Source organism: Streptomyces sp. NPDC043738 (genome assembly GCF_056436545.1).
The window spans coordinates 104954-128204 of record NZ_JBWKCJ010000004.1; the positions used below are offsets into that span (position 1 = coordinate 104954).

Genomic DNA, 23251 nt, shown 5'->3' on the forward strand with positions numbered 1-23251 from the left:
TCAGCGGCCTCCCTGCGCGTCGGTCGCCGGGACGGTGGCGTCCTCGGCGGCGTAGAGCCGGTCGCCGAGGCGCATCAGCTTGTCGAGCGACCGCGGGGCCGTCATGACCTCGGCGTGCATCGAGGTGTCGACGTCGATGGTGAAGAAGTCGTCGATCTGGTCGGCCCACTCCTGCCAGTACGCGATGCCGTCCACGGTGGGCAGGTCGGGGTTCGGGAAGAGCACCATGTGCTCCTCGAAGGCGCCGAAGAACTTGCCGCCCCGGTTGCGCAGGTAGTAGCAGCGCAGTCCGTCGCGCCGCGGCAGCGGGTCCACCGTGTACTTCTCGCCCTGTGTGGCCTCGAAGTAGCGGGACAGCTGACGGACGCGGGAGCGCAGCTGCGCCTCGGTCTTGCTGACGCCGCGGTCGAGGGCGGCGGCGATCAGGGAGTCGAGGAACGCCTTGGTGTCCAGGGTGGTGTCGACCTCGTCGCGGCGCAGGATGGGGCTGGCGCCGCCGTGCGAGTCGAAGCGGTTGTTGCCGAGGATCAGGTTGACGGCGCGGAAGTCGCTCACCTTGGTGACCACGTCGGCGTCGAAGTTCCCGCCGACGATGAGGGCGTTGGCCTTGTTGGTGGAGGCCGCGTCCAGCGTGTCCAGCATGACCAGCGTGCGCACGTCGGCGCCCTTCAGCTGGAGCTGGCGCACGGTCTCGTACGCGAACAGGCCGCCCAGGGAGAACCCGCCGATGTCGTAGGGGCCTTCCGGCTGTACGGCGAGGATGAGGGAGGCGTAGTGCTCGGCCATGGCGTACTGGCCGGTGAGGATGTCGGTGGAGTCGATCCAGCCCTTGGGCTGGATGCCGTAGAAGGGGCGCGGGCAGCGTGCGGCCAGCGGGGCGTAGGACTCCACGCCGCCGTTGCCGTGGTGGATCCAGAACACCGGCCGGCCGGAGGTGACCCCGTTCATGCGGACCAGTTCGGGGAAGTCGCCCGGCGATGCGGGCTCGGCGCGCCGTGCCGGGGCCTCGGCCGGCGCGACGGGCGCGGGGGCGGGCCCGGCCGGAGCCGGTTCGGCCTCGGCAACCGCAGCCGGCTCCGGGGCCGCGGCCGTGCCGGTGATCGCGTCGACGACCTCCTGCAGCGTTTGGCAGCCGGCGATGACGTCGAGGGTGAGGGAGGCGTCGAGGTGGGTCTGCGCCTGGGTGAGGAACTGCATCATGAAGATGGAGTCGAAGCCGTAGTCGCCCAGGGACCTGTCCCACCGCAGGGTCGCCACGTCGACCTCCAGCAGCGTCGCCATGAGCTCCGCGACGAGGTCTCCCACGGCCTGCGGCTCGGCCGGCTCGTCGGCCGGTGCGGCGGTCGGCGTCGGTTCGACGGTCGGCGTCGGCTCGGGGGCCGCTGCGACGGTCGGCGTCGGCTCGGGGGCCGGCGCGGGTTCGGCAGCGGCCTCCGGCTCGGGTCGCGCCGCCAGGAAGCGCTCCCGCATCCGGGCGTGGTCGCCGTCGAGGGCGATGGCGCCGGGCAGGCCGGCCGCCCAGACGCGGTCCAGGGCCTCGACGCCCACGGATGCCCGCATCGGCCGCATGCCCACGGCCTGAAGGAGGTCGACGGTCGACGGGTCGGCGCCCATGCCGCCCTTCTCCCACAGCGGCCAGTTCACCATCAGGGTGCGGCCCGACCGGCTGCCCCGGTCCACCAGCAGGGCGCGGTGGGCGGCGTATCCGTCCATGAAGGCGTTGGCGGCGGCGTAGTCGGCCTGACCGACGTTGCCGAAGGCGGCCATGGAGGAGAAGCCGATGAAGCAGTCGAGCGGGACGGCGGCGGTCGCCTCGTCGAGGTGGTACAGCCCGGCCACCTTGGCCGCGAACACCGCGCGGAGGTCGTCCGCGGTCTTCCTGGCCACGAAGCCGTCGCGCAGCACTCCGGCGGCGTGCACGATGCCGTGCAGCGCGCCGTACTCGGCCTGGACCTCGCGTACGGCCCGGGTCACGGCGGCACGGTCGGCGACATCGAGCACCCGGTAGTCGGCGCGGGCGCCCAGGGCACGCAGGGTGGTGAGCAGTTCCCGCTGTGCCGGGCCGGCCGGGCCGCGGCCGCACAGGACCAGGGCGGGCGAGGAGACGCGCCGGGCGATGTCCTGCGCGAACAGGGCCCCGAGACCTCCGGCGCCGCCGGTCAGCAGGTAGACGCCGCCGTCGCGCCAGGGCAGTTCGGGGGCGGCCGGTGCCACTTCGCGCCAGTGGGACACCTGCCGGCGTCCGGCGCGGTAGCGCACGGCCTCCTCGGCCGGGTCGGCACCGTCGCCGCGCAGCCGTCCGGCCAGCTGCGCCGGGGACAGCTCGCCGTCACCGTCCAGTTCGATCCACTGCGTCAGCAGCTTGGGGTGCTCCATGCGGGCCGTGCGCAGCATGCCGCTCAGCCCGCCCAGCCAGGGCGCGTGCGCGGGGGTGACGACCTGGATGAGGCGCGGCGCACGGGTGGTCGCCGTGTCGCGCAGCAGCTCCAGCAACCGCTCGGCGTACTCGGTGTAGCGGGCCGGGATCTCGCCGCGGGCCTGCCAGGTTTCACAGGTGGCGCCGCCCAGCGCCGCGGCGAGCGCGGCGGCGTCCGTCGCCGGGAGTTCGCACAGCACGACGTGCCGCTCGACGTCGTCGCCGTGGTGCCGCGGTGCCGCGCTGTCGCGCCAGTCCGCCTGGATCAGCAGGGCGGGCTCGGTGACCGGCTCGGCGGCACGGGGCTCCGGGGCGGGCCTCATCCGTGTGCTGAAGCCCAGCAGCCGTACGCAGACGTTGCCCCGTGCGTCGCACAGGTCGATGTCCAGGCGGCGTACGCCGGAGTCGCGGCGGTCGTCCGCGGCCCGGCTCACCAGCGCCCAGCCCTCGACCGGAGTGGGCGCCAGGACCTGCACCTCGCGCACGGTGAACGGCAGCGCCGTCCCCTCCGGGGCGTCGCCGTGCTCGCCGAGCGACAGTCCCAGGGTCGCCTGCAGGGCGGCGTCGAGCATGCCCGGGTTGAGCGTCGACGGGGCCGCCGCCTCCTCGGGGAGGCGCAGGCGCGCAAGGGCGGTGTCCGCACCGTGGTACAGCTCCTGCACGCCCCGGAACGCGCGGCCGTACTCCAGGCCCATCCGTGCGAACAGCGCGTAGCACTCGGCGCCTTCGTGCCGGGAGGGGAGGCTCGCCCGCAGTGCGTCGATGTCGTGGGTGTGGTCGGCGGCGAGGAGGGCGGGGTCGGTGTGTGCGGTGCCGGTCGCGTGCAGGACGCGGTCGCCGTCGCCCTGGGCGTACACCTCGAACGCCCCGCCGGCCGGGGGCACTTCGACGGTGAGGGTGCGCGGCGCCGTCACCTCCAGGGGGCGCAGCCAGGTGACGTCGCGCAGGCGCACGCCCGTGGCGGTGCCGTGGTCCGCGGCCCGGACCAGCGCGTCGCGGACGAACTCCAGGTAGGCGGCGCCGGGCAGGACGGGCGTGTCCGTCACGCGGTGGTCGCGCAGGTAGAACTCGTGCCCGGTCAGTTCGCTGCGGTAGGGCGCCGGTGGTGCGGCCGGCGCCGCGGCCACCGGTGCCGGGGGCGGTGTGCTCGGCGTGGCGCGCTGGGCGTCGGCGATCCAGTAGCGCCGCAGCTGGAACGGGTAGACGGGCAGCGGGAGGCGCCGCATCGGCCGGCCGGCGTACAGGCGTTGCCAGTCCACGTCGAAGCCGGTGACCCAGAGTTTGAGCAGGCGCCCGAGCTTGCCCTTGGCTATCCAGCTGTCGATGGCGAGGGCGATGTCGTCGTCGCCGGCGAGCTCGTTCCACGGCCCCTGGCGCTGTGCCCGGCCGGTGTGCAGGCCCTGTGCGGTGCCGCGGTCGAGGAAGCCGCCCAGCCGCTCGCGCAGGTCGGCGAGCGAGGGGGTCAGGAAGGCGAGTCGCTCGTCCATCGCGACCCGGCCCACCTGCAGCGTGTAGGCGAGGTCCGGCAGGTCGGGTTCGCCGAGCCGGCCCGCGTCGATCCAGTCGGCCAGCTGCCGGGCCCTGGCGCGCAGCGTCTCGGGCTCCGGGGCGGACAGGACGACGGCCACGGGGTCCGGCGTGCTCACCGCCGGCGCGGGGCGCGGCAGGTACTCCTCGAGGACGACATGGGCGTTGACGCCGCCGAAGCCGAAGGAGCTGACTCCCGCCCGGCGCGGCAGCTCACGGCCCTCCGCGTCGCGCGGCGCCGGCCAGGGCTGCTGCTCGCGCACGAGGTGGAACGGGCTGCCGTCGAGGTCGATATAGGGGTTGACGGTGTCGCAGTGCAGGCTCTTGGCAAGCGTGCGGTGCCGCATCTGCAGCAGCACCTTGATCACGCCGGCGACACCCGCGGCGAGTTCGAGATGACCGATGTTGGTCTTCACCGAACCGACACCGCAGTGGGCCTCCTCGACCACCGCGCCCTGCTCCTCGTACATCTCACGGAAGGCCGCCTTCAGCCCGTTGATCTCGATCGGATCGCCGAGCTTGGTGCCGGTGCCGTGCGCCTCGATGTAGCCGACCGTCCGCGGGTCGATGCCGGCGGCGCGGTAGGCGCGCCGGATCAGTGCGGCCTGGGCCTTGGGGTTGGGCGCGGTCAGGGAGTTGGAGCGGCCGCCGTGGTTCTCGGCCGTCGAGCGGATCAGGCCGTAGACGTGGTCGCCGTCGCGCTCGGCCGCCGACAGGCGCTTGAGCACCAGCATCCCCACGCCCTCACCCCGCGCATAGCCGTCGGCCTGGTCGGAGAAGGTCTTGCAGCGGCCCCCCGGGCTCAGCATCCCGGACTTGCCGAAGCTGACGTGGCCGTCGGGGATCACCATGGTGTTGATGCCGCCGACGACGGCCATGTCGCACTCGCCCCGTTCGATCGAGACGACGCCGCGGTGCATGGCGACCAGGGAACTCGAACAGGCGGTCTCGATCGGCTCGCTCGGCCCGTGCACGTCCAGGAAGTAGCTCATCCGGTTCGGGCCGACGGAGGGCACGCTGCCCGTGGGCGTGACGCTGTCGCCCCGGCCGCTGCTGCGGTCGGAGAGCAGGCCGTAGCCGGTGTCGCTGGTGCCGACGAACAGGCCGAGGCTGCTCCCGGCCAGGGCGTCGGCGGCGTAGCCGGCGTCCTCCAGCGCCTTCCACACGTACAGCATCAGCAGGCGCTGCTGGGGGTCCATGTGGACGGCGTCCCTCGGGGCGATGCCGAAGAACAGCGGATCGAAGTCGGCGACGCCGTCCATGAAGCCGCCCCACTTGACGTTGGTGCGGCCCGGCTCCTGCAAGGGGTCGCCGAACAGGGCACGCCAGTCCCACCGGTCGGCGGGGACCTCGGCGATGCAGTCGCGGCCCTCGCGCAGGTTCCGCCAGAACGCGTCGAGGTCCTCGGCCTGGGGGAACCGGCCGCTCATGCCGACGACCGCGATCGGGTCGTCCGGCCGGTCGGCGGGCGCGGGGACGGGTACGGCCCGTGCGGGGAGGGCCGCGGCCGGCACGGGCGGGCCGACGGGCTCCATGGCGGCGGGCTCCGCGGCCGGCGGCTCCACGGCGGCGCCGGGGGGCCGCAGCCCCAGGCGGGCGGCGAGCGCCGGGCCGTACTCGTCGGCCAGGTGGGCGCCGAAGGCCTGGATCGTGGCGTGCTCGAACAGCACGGTGGGCACCAGCTCCAGGCCCAGGGCGTCGTTGACCATGTTCACCAGCTGGGTGATGACGAGGGAGTCGAGCCCGTACTCGCTGAGGTCGACGTTGACGTCCAGGTCGTCGGGGGTGACCTTCAGCAGCTCGCAGACCTTCTCCACCACGACGGCGCAGACCCGCTCCGTCAGGGCCTCGGTGTCGGCGGCCTCGGCGGGCCGGGCGGCCGGCGTCGGTGCCTGCTGCTGCGCCTGCTTCCAGTCGCGGATCAGGCGGAGCGCTTCGTCCTGTCCCACCTGTCCCTCGCGTATGAGCCGGTGCAGGTCGTCCAGGGATGCGATGTGGGTGGTGCTCATGCCAGGCTCCTCTTGAATTCGTCCGCGCTCATCTCGCGCCGGCCAATGGCTTCGATCAGGTCCAGCAGGTGGGCGTCGTCGGAATCGGACGGCGGCTCGGATGCCGGTTCGGCGAGCCGGGCGGGCCCGCCGTCAGCGGTGGGCTCGCCGCCGCCGAGCGTGCGGACGCTGAAGCCGCGCAGCCGTACGCACACTTCGCCGTCGTCGTCGCACAGGTCGAGGTCGAGACGGCGCACCGCGCCCACGTGGTCGTCCTCGGCGAAGCGGACGACCACCCAGCCGGTGTCCGGGACCGCCCTGGGCACCTCGAGCTCGGCCAGGGCGAACGGCAGTGCCGTGCGCGGCGTGCCGGGGTCGTCGACGAAGAGGCCGACCGTGGCCTGCAGGGCGGCGTCGAGCATGGCCGGGTTGAGTACGTGGCCGCTCTCGCGGGACGCGGCGGCGGGCAGCCGCAGCCGCGCCATCGACTGCCGCGAGCCGGTGTGCAGGCGCTCGATGCCGCGCAGTGCCGGGCCGTAGGCCATGCCGATGCCGGTGAAGCGCGCGTAGCAGGCCTCGGCGTCGAGCACGGGGCCGTCGCACTGCGCGCGCAGGGCGGCGAGGTCGAGCCGCTCGGCGGGCGCGGCGGGCGCGCTGCGCAGCTGGCCGCGGCCGAAGACGACGCGTTCGCCGTCCTCGCCCAGCGCGTACACCTCGTAGCCCAGTCCGCCGCCGGTCCGGGTGGTCAGCGTGGTGTGCACGTCGGTCGGCCGCTCCACGGTGAGCGGGCGCAGCCAGGAGGCCAGCTTCAGCGACCAGGCGTGTGCGTCGCCGCCGGCCGCCGAGGCGGCGGCGGCGCGCGCCATCTCCAGGTAGGCCACCGCCGGCAGCACCGGTACGGCGGCCACGGGGCCGTCGGAGGCGGTGGGCCGGCCGCCGGGCCGCCAGGTGGAGACCGTGTCCATCACCCGGGCCTGGACGCGGTGGTCGGCGAGGAAGAACTCGCGGCCGGTGAAGTGCGAGGTGTAGCGGGTCCCGTTCAGGTCGGAGGTGTTGGTGTGCACCAGCGGGTGCAACGTCGCCGGCTGGGTGCCGTTCGCGGGGCGCGTGGTGTCGACCCAGTAGCGCCGGAGGCGGAACGGGTAGGTCGGCAGGGCGATCCGGCGCGGGCGGCGCCCGGTGTGCAGGCGGTCCCAGTCGACGGGGGCGCCGTCGGCCCAAGCCTGGAGCAGGCGGGCCCAGTCGGGCCGGACCGTGGCCGAGCGGTCGTCGTGCGGGCCGAACCCGGCCGGTGCGTCCGGCAGGTCGACGCCGCGCGGGACCGTGCCGCGGAAGACGCCGGCCACGGGCTCGCCGCGCAGCCAGGACTCCAGTGCCTCCCTCAGTTCGCCGGTGGTGCGGGCCAGGCAGGCCAGGCGCTCGGTCATGGGGGTGCGTCCGGTCTGCGCGGTGTAGGCGATCGACGCCAGGTCGGTGTCGTCGTAGTCGCCGCGGCGCAGCGCGTCCACCCAGCGCTCGGCGAGTGCGCACAGCACGTCGGGGTGGCTCGCCGACAGGACGACGGGGACGGGTGCGGTGGGCGTCCGGTCCGGCTCGTCTGCCGTGCGCGGCAGGTACTCCTCGAGGACGACATGGGCGTTGACGCCGCCGAAGCCGAAGGAGCTGACTCCCGCCCGGCGCGGCAGCTCACGGCCCTCCGCGTCGCGCGGCGCCGGCCAGGGCTGCTGCTCGCGCACGAGGTGGAACGGGCTGCCGTCGAGGTCGATATAGGGGTTGACGGTGTCGCAGTGCAGGCTCTTGGCAAGCGTGCGGTGCCGCATCTGCAGCAGCACCTTGATCACGCCGGCGACACCCGCGGCGAGTTCGAGATGACCGATGTTGGTCTTCACCGAACCGACACCGCAGTGGGCCTGCTCCACCACCGCGCCCTGCTCCTCGTACATCTCACGGAAGGCCGCCTTCAGCCCGTTGATCTCGACCGGGTCGCCGAGCTTGGTGCCGGTGCCGTGCGCCTCGATGTAGCCGACCGTCCGCGGGTCGATGCCGGCCTTCCCGTACGCCTCCTTCAGGAGGGCGGCCTGGGCCTTGGGGTTGGGCGCGGTCAGGGAGCTGCCCCGGCCGCCGTGGTTCTCGGCCGTCGAGCGGATCAGGCCGTAGACGTGGTCGCCGTCGCGCTCGGCCGCCGACAGGCGCTTGAGCACCAGCATCCCCACGCCCTCACCCCGCGCATAGCCGTCGGCGCGGTCGGAGAAGGTCTTGCAGCGGCCCTCCGGGCTCAGCATCCCCGCCTTGGAGATGCTGATGTGCCCGTCGACGCTGACCATCGTGTTGACGCCGCCGGCGATGGCCAGGTCCGACTGGCCGTCGCGGAGGACCTGGACGGCCCGGTGCAGGGCCACCAGCGCGCTCGAACAGGCCGTGTCGACGGGCTCGCTGGGGCCGTGCAGGTCCAGGAAGTAGCTCATCCGGTTGGGGCCCATCGAGGGGGCCGCGCCGGTGATGTCGTACCCCTCGATCACCGGCGAGTACCGGGTGACCAGGGTGCTGTAGCCGGTGCTGGTGGTGCCGGCGATGAGGGCCGTGTTCGAGCCGGCGAGGGCGCCCGCCGAGTATCCGGCGTCCTCCAGTGCCTTCCACACGTACAGCATCAGGAGCCGCTGCTGCGGGTCCATCAGCTCCGCTTCCTTGGGGGAGATGTCGAAGAACAGCGGGTCGAAGTCGCCGACGCCGTCCATGAAACCGCCGGACGTCACGTGGGAGGTGTTGGGCTCCCTGAGGGGGTCGCCGTAGTGGGCTCGCCAGTCCCAGCGGTCGGCGGGGACCTCGCGGGTGCAGTCGCGGCCCGCGCTGAGGTTCTCCCAGAACGCGTCGAGGTCGTCGGCCATCGGGAAGCGGCCGCTGATGCCGATGACGGCGATCGGCTCGTCGCCGGGCGCCTGTGCGGCGGACGTGGTGGTGACGGCCGTGGCGGCCTCCGGGGCGGCGGGGGCCGCCGCGCGCGGGGGTGACTGCGGTGCCGCGGTGGCGGCGACGCGGTCGGCGTGGTGGTCGAGGAGGTGGTCGACCACCCCGTCCAGGGTGGGGTTCTCGAAGAACAGGGTGGGGGCCAGCGAGAGCCCGAACTCGGCGTTGAGCTCGTTGGCGAAGCCGATGAACGACAGGGAGTCGAAGCCGTAGCGGGTCATCTCCGCCGCACCGGTGATCCGTTCGGCGGGCACGTCCAGCAGGCCGGACACGCGGGCGATCAGCCGCTTCAGCAGCGCCTTGTGCTGCTGCTCCCGGCCTGCCGTCGCGGCGGGCGCGGCGGGCGCGGCGGCGCCTGCGGGCCCGGGGGCGCGCTCGGGCGCGGGAGCCGGCGGGAGTGTCCCGAAGCGGTCCGGGTGGTTGTCGAGCAGATGGTCCACGACCTCTCCCAGGGTCAGGTGTGCGGCGAAGGGCTTGGGCACGGGCGGGAGCCCGAACTCCGTGGTGAGGCGGGCGGCGAACGCGGTGAGCGAGACCGGGTCGAACCCGTACTCGCTCAAGCCCACCGCGCCGTCGAGCTCCTGCGACGGCACGCCGAGCACCGCGGCGGCGTGGCCGAGGGCGCGGCCGAGGACCACCGCGCGCAGGGCGGCGCGGTCGGGTGCGGTCACCGCCGGTGCGGCGCCCGCGGACCGCGGGGCCGCCAGGAGGGTGGCGTCGATGCGGGCGCGGTCGCCGAAGACGGCCAGGACGTGCGGGTCGCCGGTGCCGAAGGCGCGTTCCAGCGCGTTCACGCCGTGCGGGGCGCGCATCGGCACCATGCCGACGCTGTCGTGCAGGCGGCGTTCGGTGGCGGCGTCGACCCGCATGCCGCCGTCGGCCCACAGGGGCCAGCCGACGACCAGGGTGCGGCCGCGGCGCTCGCCCCTGGCCACCCGCTCGTGGCGGAGGCCGGCGTAGGCGTCCATGAAGGCGTTGGCCGCCGCGTAGTCGCCCTGGCCCTGGTTGCCGTACGCCGACAGCGAGGAGAACCCGATGAAGCAGTCCAGGTCGAGGGCGGCGGTGGCCTCGTCGAGGTGGACGAAGCCGGCGACCTTGGCGGCGAGGACCGCCCGCAGCTCATCGGCGCTCTTGCGGGCCAGGTAGCCGTCGCGCACCACACCGGCGGTGTGGACGACGCCGTCGAGGCGACCGTGCTCGGCGACGACGCCCCGCACGCAGGCGGTCACGGCGTCGCGTCGGGCGACGTCCAGCTCCCGGTAGGCGGCCGACGCCCCCAAGGCGTGCAGTTCGCGCAGGAGTTCACGCTGATCGGGGCCTTCCGGCGAGCGCCCGCAGAGCACCAGGACGGCGCCGGGCGCCTGCCGGGCGATCTCGCGGGCGAACAGGGCGCCGAGTCCGCCGGCTCCCCCGGTGAGGAGGTAGACGCCGCCGGCCTTCCACGGGCGGACCGGCCGGGCGTCCTCGACGGCGCTCCACTGCGGCACCCGGCGCCGCCCGCCGGAGTACCGCACGGCCTCGTCGTCGGGGCTCGCCGCGTCCTGGCGCAGGCGCTCGCACAGCGTCGCGGCGTCGAGCGGTGTCTCCACCTCGACGAGCTGGGTCAGCAGCCTGGGGTGCTCCATACGGGCCGTGCGCAGCAGGCCGCCCAGGCCCGCGAGGACCCGGTCGTCGCCGTCGGCGGGCACGACGACCTGCAGCAGGACCTGCCCGTCGCGGGTCGCCGGGACGAGCTGCTGGAGGCGGGACAGCACCGTCTCGGCCTGGCGGGTGAAGCGCCGGGCCAGGTCGCCGTCGGCGGGCAGCGCGGTGCACGGCACGCCGAGCGCGTCGCGGACCGCTTCGGGGTCGGTCCCGGTGAGCGAGCCGAGCAGCACCTCGTGCCGCTCCGGCAGACGCGCCGCACGGGCGGGCTCGGCCGGGCGCCAGCCGGCGCGCATCAGGGTGAGCGTGGCGTTCCCAGTGTCGTCGCCCCCGGTGTCGCCGCCCGCGGAGTCCTGGCCGGCGGCGGGGTCGTCGCCGGCGGGCAGCACGCGTGCGGTGAACCCGAGCAGGCGGACGCACACCGCGCCCTCGTCGTCGCAGAGTTCGATGTCGATGCGGCGGACGGCTCCGCCGCCGTCGCCCGCCGCGGGTCGCACCACGGCCCATCCGTCGGCCGGGCCGGGGGCGAGCAGCTGCACCTCCTCCACGACGAACGGCAGTGCCGCCGCGGTGTCGGCATCGGTGTCGGTGTCCTCGGCCAGTGACAGGCCCAGGGTGGCCTGCACGGCGGCGTCGAGCAGCGACGGGTGCAGGTCCCAGCCGGCGCCGTCCCCGGCGGCCGGCGGCAGGCTCAGGCGTGCGACGGCGAGCCCGGCGCCGACGTGGATCCGCCGGATGCCGCGCATGGCCGGGCCGTAGCCGATGCCCATGCGGTCGAAGAGCCGGTAGCAGTCGTCGTGTTCCACCGTGCGCACCTCGCACCGGGCGCGCAGCGCGGCGATGTCCAGGCGCGCGGGTGACGGCGGCGCGCAGCGCTCGATGCGTCCCTGCCCGTGGACGACGGGCGCTCCGCCGCCGGCCGCCGTGGTGATCTCGTAGGCGAGGGCGCCGTCGCCGCCCGGCCGCAGCGCGATCTCGAGCGGGGTCGGGCCGGTCACCGTCGCGGGGCGCGACCAGACGACGTTGCGCAGGCGGGCTCGGGCGGGGTCGATGCCCTCGGCCCGGGCCGCCGCGTACGCCAGCTCCAGATACGCCACGCCGGGGAGTACCGGCACGTCGCGCACCCGGTGGTCGTCGAGGAAGAACTCACGGCCCGTCAGCTCGACGGCGAAGGACGGCGAGCCGGGAGCGCGGTCCAGCCGGCGGCCGGCCAGCGGCGAGGGGGCCGCGACCGGATCCGGGGCGCCGGCCGGGGTGGGTGCCGGGGGCGCGGCGGCTGCCGCCGGACGCGACCCGACCCAGTAGCGCTCGCCGGCGAACGGATAGGCCGGCAGGGACACGATCCGGAAGCCGCCGGCGCCGAAGAGCGGGGCGAAGCGCAGATCCTGGCCCTGTGCGAAGAGCCCGGCCAGTTCGGTGAGGCCGTCGTGGTCCTCGGGCCCGGCCATCAGGCGGGCGGCGCGGGCGGCTGCCGCGGGGTCCTGGCGGCGGTGTCCGTCGGGCGCCTCACCGGTGACCACGTGCTCGGCCCGGCCGTCGCGCAGCCAGCTGCGCAGGACGGCGGCGAGCTGCTCGCGGTCGGTGACCACGCCCGCCCAGCGGTGGCTGCAGTGGCGGCGCCCGGTCGCCAGGGTGTAGGCGGTGTCGCCCAGGTCCAGGTCCTCGTGGGCGAGGACGTGCTCCAGCAGGCGCTCGGCCTGGGCGCGGCGGCCGGCGTCGTCCTGAGCCGACAGGACGATCAACCAGGCCTGCCGGGGGGCGTGCCCGGCGGTCCGCACGGCGGGGGCCTGTTCGATCAGCGCGTGCGCGTTGGTGCCCGCGGCGCCGAACGAGCTGACGCCGGCCCGGCGCGGACCGTCGGCGGGTGCGGGCCACGGGCGCAGTTCGGTGTTGACGTAGAAGGGGCTGCCCGCCAGCGTGATCGCCGGGTTGGGCCGGCGGAAGTGCAGCGACGGGGGCAACTGCTCGTTCCTGAGCGCGAGGAGCACCTTGATGAGGCCGGCCACGCCCGCGGCGAACTGGGTGTGCCCCAGGTTGGTCTTGACCGACCCCAGGGCGCAGCCGCCCTCGGGCGCGTCGCCGAACGCGGCGCGCAGCGCCTCGAACTCGATGGGGTCGCCCAGCGGTGTGCCGGTCCCGTGCGCCTCGATCAGCTGGATCCCGGCGGGGTCGACGCCGGCACGCTCGTGGACGCTGCGCAGGAGGCGTTCCTGCGATCCGGCGCTGGGGGCGGTGAGCCCGTTGGTGGTGCCGTCCTGGTTCATGCCGGAGCCGCGGATCACTCCGTAGACCTGGTCGCCGTCGCGCAGCGCGTCGGCGAGCCGCTTGAGCACGACGACGCCGGCGCCCTCCCCCGGCACGAAGCCGTCGGCGCGCTCGTCGAAGGTGTGGCAGCGGCCGCGCGCGGACAGCATGTTCGCCCGCACGGCGGACCGGTAGAAGATCGGCGTGGACTGGACGAAGACCCCGCCCGCCAGCGCCATCGACGTGTTGCCCAGGCGGAGGTCCTGGCAGGCCTGGTGCACGGCCACCAGCGAACTGGAGCAGGCGGTGTCGACCGACAGCGCGGCCCCCTGCAGGTCGAGGAAGTAGGAGATCCGCGAGGCGATGACGGAGGAGATGTTGCCCCACAGTGTCTGCGGTGGCGCGTCGTCGCCGATCAGCTGCTGGTAGTCGCTGGGCGAGCCGCCGACGTAGACGCCGCAGCCGCGGCCGTCGAGCCGTTCACCGGCGTAGCCCGCGTCCTCCAGGGCGTGCCAGCACTCCTCCAGGAAGATGCGCTGCTGCGGGTCGGTGTGGGTGGCCTCCTTGCCGGACATCCGGAAGAACCAGGCGTCGAAGCGCTCGATGTCGTCGACGAAGCTTCCGTACTGGCGCTCGGCGCCCGCGCCCAGCTCCTTGGCCAGGTCCCAGCGGGTGACCTCGCCGACCAGGTCGTCGCCCGCGGCGAGGTGTGCCCACAGGGCGGCGGCGTCGGGCGACTGCGCGAACCGGGCGGCGATGCCCACCACGGCGATGCCGTCGTCGTCCGGGGTGTCCCGGGTGTCCGGGGCGTACGCGGAGGCCGCGGAGGCCTCAGGAGCGGAAGGGACGGAAGCCGGGGCGGCCGGCGCCGCGGCGGGGGCGGCTGCCGACGGCGCCTCGACGGCCGAGTACCGCAACTGCGGCCCGTACCGGGTGACCAGGTGGTCCGTCAGCCGGTCGAGCGAGCTGTGTTCGAACAGTGCGGTGCTCGGCAGATCGACGGCGAAGGCGTGGTTGACCGCGGCGACGAGCTTGACGCTGAGGATCGAGTCCACGCCGTAGTCGGAGAACGACGCCTGCGGGTCGATCTCGTCGGGCTCCATCATCAGCACGCGGGACAGCTCGGCCAGCAGCAGCTCGCCGGCCTGGTACCGCACGGTCGCCTCGTCCGTGTCCGGCGTCCGCTGCGCGGGAGCCGTCCGGGTGGCCTCGGACGACGGGGCGGCTTCGGGCGACGGCGCCGCGACCGGGCCGTCCGCGGCCTCCGGGGCCCGGTGGCGCCGGCTCGGAGCGCCGGCCGCCGGCCAGTAGCTCTTGCGCTGGAACGGGTAGGTGGGCAGCGGCGTGCGGCGCACGTCGAGGCCCGCGAACAGCGGTGCGAAGTCGACCGCTTCGCCACTGAGGTAGCGGTCGCGGGCGCGCTCCGGCGCGCTGTCGCCGCGCCGGCCGGCGGCGTCGCCGCGCCCGCCGGCCAGCCAGGCCGCCAGCTGATGTGCCAGCGCCTCACGGTCGGCGGCGACGAAGGCCGCGCGGTGGGTGAAGTGGTCCCGGCCGACCGCCAGTGTGTAGCTGACGTCGCCCAGGGGGGTGTCCGGGGCGCGGCGCAGGTGGGCCAGGAGGTCCTCGGCGCGGCGGTGCAGCGCCTCGGGCTGCTGACCGGACAGGACGAACAGCAGCTCGCCCGGGGCGGGTCGGCGCTCGTCACGGTCCGGGGCGTTCTCCACGACCATATGGCCGTTGGTGCCGCTGAAGCCGAACGCGCTCAGGGCCGCGACGCGCTTTCCCTGGCCGTTGGGCTGCCACGGCCGCAGCGTGGTGTTCACGTGGAAGGGGCTTTCGGTGAGTCGGATCGCGGGGTTGGGGTCGTGATAGTGGAGGGAGGGCGGGATCTGGCCGTGGCGCAGCGAGAGCACGACCTTGAGCAGGCTCGCCACGCCCGCGGCGGAGGTGGTGTGACCGAGGTTCGTCTTGATCGAGCCGAGTGCGCAGGTGTCGCGGCCGCCGGCGGTGCCGAACGCGCCGACCAGGGCCTGGCATTCGATGGGGTCGCCGAGTTGGGTGCCGGTGCCGTGCGCCTCGACCATGCCGATCTCGGCCGGGTCGATGCCGAATTCGGTGTGCACCCGGCGGATGAGGCGCTCCTGCGACAGGGCGCTGGGGGCGGTGATGCCGTTGGTGGCCCCGTCCTGGTTGACGGCGGAGCCGCGGATCACGGCGTGGATGTGGTCGCCGTCGGCCAGCGCGTCGGACAGCCGGCGCAGCACCACCACGCCCACGCCCTCGCCGGGGACGAATCCGTCGGCGGCGGCGTCGAAGGTGTGGCACTTGCCGGTGGGCGAGAGCATCCCGCCGCGGCCGGCCGCCAGGTAGGTGTCCGGGGTGGTCTGGACGCTGACGCCGCCCGCGAGGGCCATGTCGGTCTCGCCGGTCCACAGGCCCTGGCAGGCGAGGTGGACGGCGACCAGTGAGCTGGAGCAGGCGGTGTCGACCGCGACGGCGGGGCCTTGGAGGTTCAGGTGGTAGGCGATGCGCGCCGGTACGACCGAGGGCGCGTTGCCCCATGCCGCCTGGGCGGGCGGCGTGCCCTCGAACCACTGCGGGTAGTCGCCCCCGGTGCAGCCGGCGTAGACGCCGCACCGGCGGCCGTCCAGCGAGGAGCCCGCGTAGCCGGCGTCCTCGATGGCCGCCCACGCCTGTTCGAGGAACAGCCGCTGCTGGGGGTCGGTGTAGGTGGCTTCGAGGCCGGTCAGGTGGAAGAAGCGGGCGTCGAAGCGGTCGATGCCGTCGAGGAAGCTGCCCGTGCGGCAGGGCAGTTCGTCCCGGCCGTAGCCGGACAGGTCCCACCGTTCGACCGGGCCGACGAGGTCGCGGCCGGCGGCGAGGTGCTGCCAGAGGGCGTCGGTGTCGTCCGACTGCGCGAAGCGGCCGCTGATCCCGACGATGGCGATGGGCTCGCGCCCTTCGGGGCGGTGTGCGGCTCCGGTGGTGTCCGGTGCGGGCACCGGTGCCGGCGTGGTGGGGGTCGGTGCGGCGGGGGCCGGCAGTTGCGGCCGGTGGCTGTCGGCGATGTGGGCGGCGAGCTGCGCCACGCTGCGGTGGTCGAAGATGACCGTGGTCAGCAGGTCGGTCCCCAGCTCCTCGTTGAGACGCTGGACGAACCGGGCGCCGACGATGGAGTCGAGGCCGTAGTCGGCGAACGCCTGGTCCGGGCTGATCCGGTCGGCGGGCATCCGCAGCGCGTCGGCGAGCTCGGCCAGGACCACGTCCGTGACCGTCCGGGCCACGGCGGGGGCGGGGGACGGAGCCGGGGCGGTGCCGGGGGCCGGTGCGGCGGTGTCCGCCGGGGGCCGGGCCGAAGCGCCGCTCGCCTCGGGCGCCTCGGAGGTCGGGCGCGGGCTGCGGGCGAGACCGTCGCTGTGGGCCACGACGACCTGCTGCCCGAGCGCCAGCGCGTCCCGCGCCGGGTGGCCGATGCCGGTGAAGCCCTCCTGCTCCAGTACGAGCTGCCAGGCCTCCGGCGACAGCGCGGGGCTGCCGGGCACGCGCAGTTCGGCGTCGTCGTAGAGCCACCAGCCGTCCAGCAGGCCGAAGGTGAGGTGGTTGACGAGGTAGAAGCCGCTGATCTCGTTGAGGGCCAGCAGACCGTTGCCGCGCAGCAGCGCCTTGGCGTGCCGCAGGGCCGGGCGGATGTTGTCGGTGGCGTGCAGCACGTTGGCCGCGATGACGACATCGAAGGCACCGGTGTCGAGCCCCTGGGCGTGCGGCGGCCTGGCCGCGTCGAAGACGCGGTACGTGAGGTGGTCGCGGCCCGGCCCGAAGGTGTCCTGGGCGCTTTGCAGGAACGCCTGGGACAGGTCGGTGAAGCAGTACTCGGTCAGGTCCAGCCCTTCGCGGGCGAGGCGGTCGAGCACGGGGCCGGTGGTTCCGCCGGTGCCCGCGCCGATCTCCAGCACCCGCAGGCGGGCCCCCGGATCGGCGTCCCGGCGCGCGCGCAGGAAGGCCGCCACGTGTTCGGCGAGGACGGCGTTGAAGTGCCCGGCCACGCGGTTGTCCCGGTAGACGCCTTCGACCAGGGAGAACGCCCCTCGGGGGAACAGCACGTCGGTGGCGCGCACCCGGCCGCACAGGATGTCGGCGAGCGCGGGCAGGGTCTGGTCCAGCAGGTTCAGCGGTGCCCGCAGATCGGGGTTGGCGGCGGCCCACCGGGGCGTGCGCGCGACCCAGTCGGCGCGGCAGGCGTCGGCGTCCTGGGCGGTCGGGCCGCCGGTGCTCCAGCGGCCCTCGGCGTCGATGACCTCGTGCTCGGCGAGCACGCGCAGGGTGGCCGAGAGCCAGCCGTCGAACCGCGCGGCCACGCCCTGCCGCTCCTTCCACTCGGCCAGGCCGTGGCGCGGGTCCGCAAGGCCCGCCCGGCGCAGCTCGGCGGCGAGGCGGCGGAGCAGGCAGGCGTCGATCTCGCCCGGGACCGGGCCCGCGTGGTACGCGGCCAGGTCGGTGGGCGGGGCGAGGGCCGCGGCGCCGCCGCGGGCCGCCGCACCGTGCGCCTGCGGGGTCAGCGTCTCCGCGGTGAGCACCCCTTCGACGGGCAGCGGGCGGCCCAGCCGCATGAAGCCGATCTGGTGCAGCGGGCCGGCCAGGAGGCGCTCCAGTGCGCCCATCGCCGTTGCGGGGTCGATCGGGTCCAGCCCCATGGAGGTCACCTCGCGCAGCAGCTCGTCGGGGACGTTGCCCCAGTAGCCCCAGTTGACGACCTTGACCCGGCAGTCCAGCGCCGCGCGCAGGGCGTCGGCGCGGGCGTCCTCGTAGGCGCAGGCCGCCGAGTAGTGCGCCTGGTGGGAGTTGCGGATGAAGCTGACCAGCGAGGAGATCAAAAGGACGAAGTCCAGGCCGTGGCCGGCGAAGACGTCTGCGAAGTGCACGCACGGGTCGACCTTGGCGGCGAGGGTGGCCTCCAGCTCCTGCTCGGTCATCCGGGCGAGCGGGGTGTGGCTGAACACCATCGCCAGGTGCACCACGCCGTCGATCCGGCCGTGGCGGCGGACCACCTCGTCCCGCATGCGGGCGAGCGCGCCGGGGTCGGAGGCGTCGGCGGAGAGGTAGACCGGGCTGCGCCCGCCCGCCCCGACCCGGGCCGCCTTGGCCCGGATGTCCTCGTCCTCGGCGCGGCGGCCGACCCATACGACGTGTGCGTCGTGCTGCCGTACGAGGTACTCGCTGAGCAGCAGGCCGAGGTCGCCGGCGCCGCCGATGAGCACATAGACGCCGTTGCGGCGCAGCACGGGCTCGGCGGGCGGCTCGGTGGCGTCCACCGGCAGGAGCTGGCGGCGCAGCCACTGGCCGCCGCGGCGGGCGAGCGGGTGGGCGCGGCGGTCGGCGGGCAGCGCGAAGACCTCGTCGGCGACGAACGGTTCGCCGTCGGCCAGGTCGACCGCGCGGATGCGCCAGTGCGGCTGCTCCTTGGCCAGACCGCCGATCAGGCCGTGCAGGCTCGCCTGGGCGGGGTCGGCGGCCCGGGAGCCGCCCGCGTCGAACGCGTCGCGGGTCACGAGGGTCAGTCCGAGCCGCTGCTGGTCCCGGGTGAGGGCCAGTGCCTTCAGCACGCGGAACATCCGCCGGATCACCGCGCGTTGGGCGCCGATCTGCGCCTGGGCGCCGTCGGCGGCGGCCGCGGTCGGGAACTGCAGGACGAGGTGGTCGAAGTCGTCGCCCAGGCGGGCGAGTGCGTCCCGCACCTCCTCGGCGGACGACGCGCCGGTGGTGTCCAGCACCAGGGTCTCCGGGCGGCGGGCGGTCAGCTCCGCGAGGACGTCCGGTTCGAGGCCGATCGCCACCACCCGGGAGGCCGCGGACGGGTAGGGGCTGCCGCGCAGCAGCCGGGCGGGCTCCCAGACGGGGTGCAGGGTGAGGTCGCCCGCGGGCAGCTCGTAGGAGTGGACCGGCTGGGCGGGCGGGGCCGTCGCGGCGGGCGTCGTCGCGGGCGCGGCCGTCGCGACGGGGCGCGGGGCGGCCGGCTGCCGCGCGGCGTCGCCCGACGCGGCGGGGGCGTCCGCGAGTTCCGGCAGTCCGTCGGTGTACCAGTAGCGCTCCCGGGCGAACGGGTAGCCGGGCAGTGCGACCTTGTGCCGGGTGGCTCCCTCGGTGTGGAGGCGGGCCCAGTCGACGGTCAGGCCGCTGGTCCAGGCCTCGGCCAGCGGCGCCAGTTTGCCGCGCCGGGCCCAGCGCACGACCGTCTCCTGGAAGTCCTCGTCGGTGAGGAAGTCCCGGGTCGCGCCGCCCCGTTCGCCGCCCGCGTCGAGGTACGCGCCCGTGGGCAGGCCGCCGCCGAGCGCGCAGGCGTCCAGCGCGTCGACCAGGGCGGGCAGCGTGTCGACGACCACGGCGAACCGTGCGGTCATCGCCTCGCGGCCGACCTGCAGCGTGTAGGCGATGTCGGGCAGGTCCGCGGCGCTCCACCGCTCGGTGCGCAGCGCGTCGCGCAGCCGGCCGGCCGACTCGCGCAGCCGCTCCTCGTCGAAGGCGGACAGCACCACGACGACGGGTGCGCCGCGGTGCGCGGGCGCGTCGGGTGCGCGGTCCGTGCCGGCGGGGCGCGGGGCGTACTCCTCGACCACGACATGGGCGTTGGAGCCGCCCGCGCCGAACGAGGAGAGGCCGCCCAGGCGCGGGCGGGCGCCGGTCCGCGGCCAGGGCGCGGCCTCGCGCTGCAGGACGAAGGGGCTGTCGGCGAAGTCGATTTCGGGGTTGACGCGTGCGGCGTGCAGCGACGGTACGAGCGTGCCGTGCCGCATCTGCAGCAGCAGCTTGGCCAGGCCCGCGATACCGGCCGCGGACTCCAGGTGGCCGATGTTCGACTTCGCCGAGCCGATGGCGCAGAAGTTCCGGTCGTCGGTGAACTCGGCGAAGGCCGCGTTCAGCCCGGCGATCTCGATCGGGTCGCCCAGCGCGGTGCCGGTGCCGTGCGCCTCGATGCAGCCGATGTCCCGCGGGTCCACGCCGGCCCGGCGCCAGGCGCTGCGGACCACCGCCGCCTGCGCGAGCGGGTTCGGCACGGTGAATCCGTGGGTGCGGCCGCCGTGGTTGACGGCGGTGCCGCGGATCACGCCGAGGATGCGGTCGCCGTCGGCGACGGCGTCGGCGAGCGGGCGCAGCAGCACCGCGCCGACGCCCTCGCCGGGCACATAGCCGTCGCCGCCCTCGCCGAAGCTGCGGCAGCGGCCGTCGCTGGAGGCGAACCGGCCCTCGCCGATCATCAGGTACTTGCCCGGGTGCACCGACAGGTTGACCCCGCCGGCCAGGGCGGCACCGCACTCCCCGCGCTGGAGGGCGGCGCAGGCGAGGTGGATCGCGGACAGCGCCGAGGCGCACATGGTGTCGACGGTGGCGCTGGGGCCGCTCGCGTCGAGGAAGTACGAGACGCGGTTGGCGATGGAGGCCAGGCTGCCCGGGACGACGACCGGCTCGCCGCGCACGCTGTACTCGGCACCGTGGAGCTGGTACTCGGAGTACATCGCACCGACGAACACCCCGATGTCACCGGCGTCCTCGGCCACCCGGGCGCGGGCCGCGGCGCGCAGGGCGTCGCGCGTGTAGCCGGCGTCCTCCAGGGTGGTGTGGGCGCACTGCAGGAACAGCCGCTCCTGGGGGTCCATCGTGGACGCCGCCTTCGGCGAGATCCCGAAGAACAGCGGGTCGAACTCGTCGATCCCGTCGAGGAAGCCGCCCCACTTGCTGTACGTCCTGCCGGGCACGCCGGGGCGGGGGTCGTAGTAGCGGCTGTGGTCCCAGCGTCCGGCGGGGATCTCGGTGACGCTGTCCCGGCCGGCGAGCAGGTTCTCCCAGTAGGTGTCCAGGTCGGGTGCGCCGGGGTAGCGGCCGGCCATGCCGACGACGGCGATGGGCATCTGCTGCCCGTCGCGGGGCGGCTCGGCCGGCTCGGCCGCCGGGATGGCGGCGAGGGCGGGGGCGGGGGTCCCGGCCGGGCGCTCCGGGGCGCCGTTCGGCTCGGGCGCGGTGGCGGAGGGCTCAGCGGGCAGGGGCCCGGTCGACGGGGGCGCGGAGCCCTCGTCCGCCGGTCCGACCAGCGCCGCCAGCGCGTCGGGCTGGGTGCGCAGGAAGTGCCGTACGAGGCCGTCGACCGTCCGCACCTCGAAGAACAGCGTGCTGCCGACGTTGTCGAGCCCCTTGCGGACCGCCTCGGTCAGCTGGACGACCAGGATGGAGTCGATGCCGTAGCGGTCGAAGGACACATCGGCCCGGATGTCGGAGACCGGCAGTCGCAGGGTGTCCGCGACCAGGGCGCGGAAGTGCTCGCGGGCCAGCTCCGCCAGCCGCTCGTCGTCGCGTACGCCGTCGGCGGCGGCCGGCGTCGGCGTGGGGGCGGGCGGTTGCGGCTCGGCGGGCCGGGGCCGCGCCGGGGTGAGGGTGCCGCGGAAGGCCGACTCCCCGTCCGGGCGCGGCTGGCGGACCGCCCCGTCGCTCTCGGCGACGATCACCTGCTGGCCGAGGTCGTCGGCGCCCTCGGCGGCGACGAACGCCGCGCGGAAGCCGACCTCGCCGAGCACCCGCCGCCAGCTCTCCGGCGCCAGGCCCGGAGAGCCGGCGATCCGCGGCGCCGGGTCGTCGTAGAGCCACCAGCCGTCCAGCAGGCCGAACGTGAGGTGGCTGAAGAGGATGTTGTCGCTCAGCTCGTTGAGCAGCAGCAGGGCGTGGGGGCGCGCGGCGGCCTTGGCGTTGCGCAGCGTCGCGCGGATGTTGCGGGTCGCGTGCAGCACGTTGGTGGCGATCACCACGTCGTACGCGGCGGGGGCCACCTCCTGGCCCGCCAGGGGCTTCTCGGCGTTGAAGAGCCGGGCGTCGAGGTACGGGGCGAGCTCGCCGTACTCCCGCTGCGCGTGCAGCAGGAACGCCTTGGAGATGTCGGTGTAACTGTAGGTGTCGATGTGCCCGGCCCACGGCCGCAGCCTGCGGAACACGGTGGCGCTGGTGCCGCCGGTGCCGGCACCGATCTCCAGGATGCGCAGGCGGGCATCGGGGTCTTCGGCCAGCCGGCGTTCGAGGTAGTCGACGAGGGTGTCGGCGAGCACGTCGTTGAAGTAGTCGGCGACCGGGTTGTTCTTGTAGACGCCCTCGACGAGTTCGAGCGAGGCGTGGGGGAACATCACGTCGGTGGCCCGGCGGCGGCCGGTGAGGATTGCGGTCAGCGAGCGCAGCGTGGTGTCGACGAGGACGGCCTGGGGGCGTTTGGCGTCGTCGGCCAGCCACGGCTGCCGCGCCCGGTCCCAGTCGGCCCAGGCCTCGTCGAGGGATCCGGTGCGGGTGTCGAGGGCGGCGTAGGCGTCCTCGCCCGTGCGGCGCAGGCGGCCCGCGTCGGCGAGGACGGCGAGGGTGTGCTCGGTCCAGCGCTGGTAGCGGTCCTCGATGCCGCCGACGGCGCGCCACTGGGCGGCGGTGGCCGCGCGGCCGTCGCGGAACAGGCCCAGGGACGCGAGCAGCGCCCAGGTGATGTCGACGAGTGCGTCCTGCATGGCGCCGGCGTGCCCGCCCGCCTGCTCGCGCAGCCGCGCGATCTCGGCCCGGCGGTCGGGGCGGTGCTCGCCCAGCGCGCCGATCAGGGACGGGAGGGTGGCGGCCGGGTGGGTGAGGGCGTCGTCGTCGTGGAGGCCTTCGATGCTGCGGGTGTCGGTGGCCTTGAGCAGCGCCAACTGCGGGTACGGGGAGGCCAGCAGGGCGTCGAAGGCGGCCATGCCCTCGTCCGGGTCGATCGAGCCCAGGCCCAGCTGTGCCATGCGCCGGCGGTAGCCGTCGGCGGTGACCACGCCGACGCCGGCCCAGTATCCCCAGTTCATGACCTTGACCGGGCAGTCGAGCCGGGTGGCCAGATGCTCGGCGTAGGCGTCGGCGAAGGTGCAGCCCGCCGCGTAGTTGGCCTGGCCGGGGGCCTTGAAGAAGGCCTGCATGGAGGAGAAGAACGCGACGAACGCAAGGGGCTGGCCGGCGAAGACGTCGGCGAGGTTCACCGCGATGTCGGCCTTGGCGGCGTAGGTCGTGCGGAACCGGTCCTCGTCCATCCGGGCGAGGGTCTGGTCGCCGAGGACGATCGCGGTGTGCAGGACGCCGCGCACGGGTCCGTGCCGCCGCACGATCTCGTCGCGGGCGCGGCGCAGGGCGTCGGGATCGGTCGCGTCGGCCTGGAGGTAGTCCGGTGCGGGGCCGTACGCCGCCAGCGCTTCCTGCCGGGCGGCGATCTCGGCGTCCAGGGGGCGGCGGCCGATCCACACGACCCGGGCGCCGTGCCGGCGCATCATGTGCTCGGTCCACACGGTGCCGATGCCGCCGGCGCCGCCGATGGCCACGAGCACGCCGCCGGGCTCGGGCGGGGCGGCCGCGGTGCCGGGCTCGTAGGTCTCCAGCAGGCGCGGGCGGTACCACTCGCCGTGCCGGTGGGCCAGGGTCTCGCCGCGGGGGTCGG

The 23251-nt window shown here is 74.9% G+C and carries 2 protein-coding genes (1 of these 2 only partly in view); both read right to left on the reverse strand.

The window, feature by feature from the left end:
• Positions 1-5952 carry an SDR family NAD(P)-dependent oxidoreductase gene (locus AC0680_RS07920; protein WP_478625878.1) on the reverse strand — a complete coding sequence of 1984 codons (5952 nt, stop codon included), beginning with the start codon at positions 5950-5952 and terminating at the stop codon, positions 1-3.
• Positions 5949-23251: the 3' portion of an SDR family NAD(P)-dependent oxidoreductase gene (locus AC0680_RS07925; protein ID WP_478625879.1), read on the reverse strand. The gene runs 6904 nt beyond the window's last position; only the last 17303 of its 24207 coding nucleotides appear in the window; the start codon falls outside the window, past its right edge; the stop codon is at positions 5949-5951. Before AC0680_RS07925 ends, AC0680_RS07920 begins: the two co-directional genes overlap by 4 nt.

What these genes read in the sequence shown, in the direction of transcription:
- AC0680_RS07920 (WP_478625878.1), bottom strand. Translation starts at nt 5,952, where the DNA reads ATGAGCACCACCCACATCGCATCCCTGGACGACCTGCACCGGCTCATA.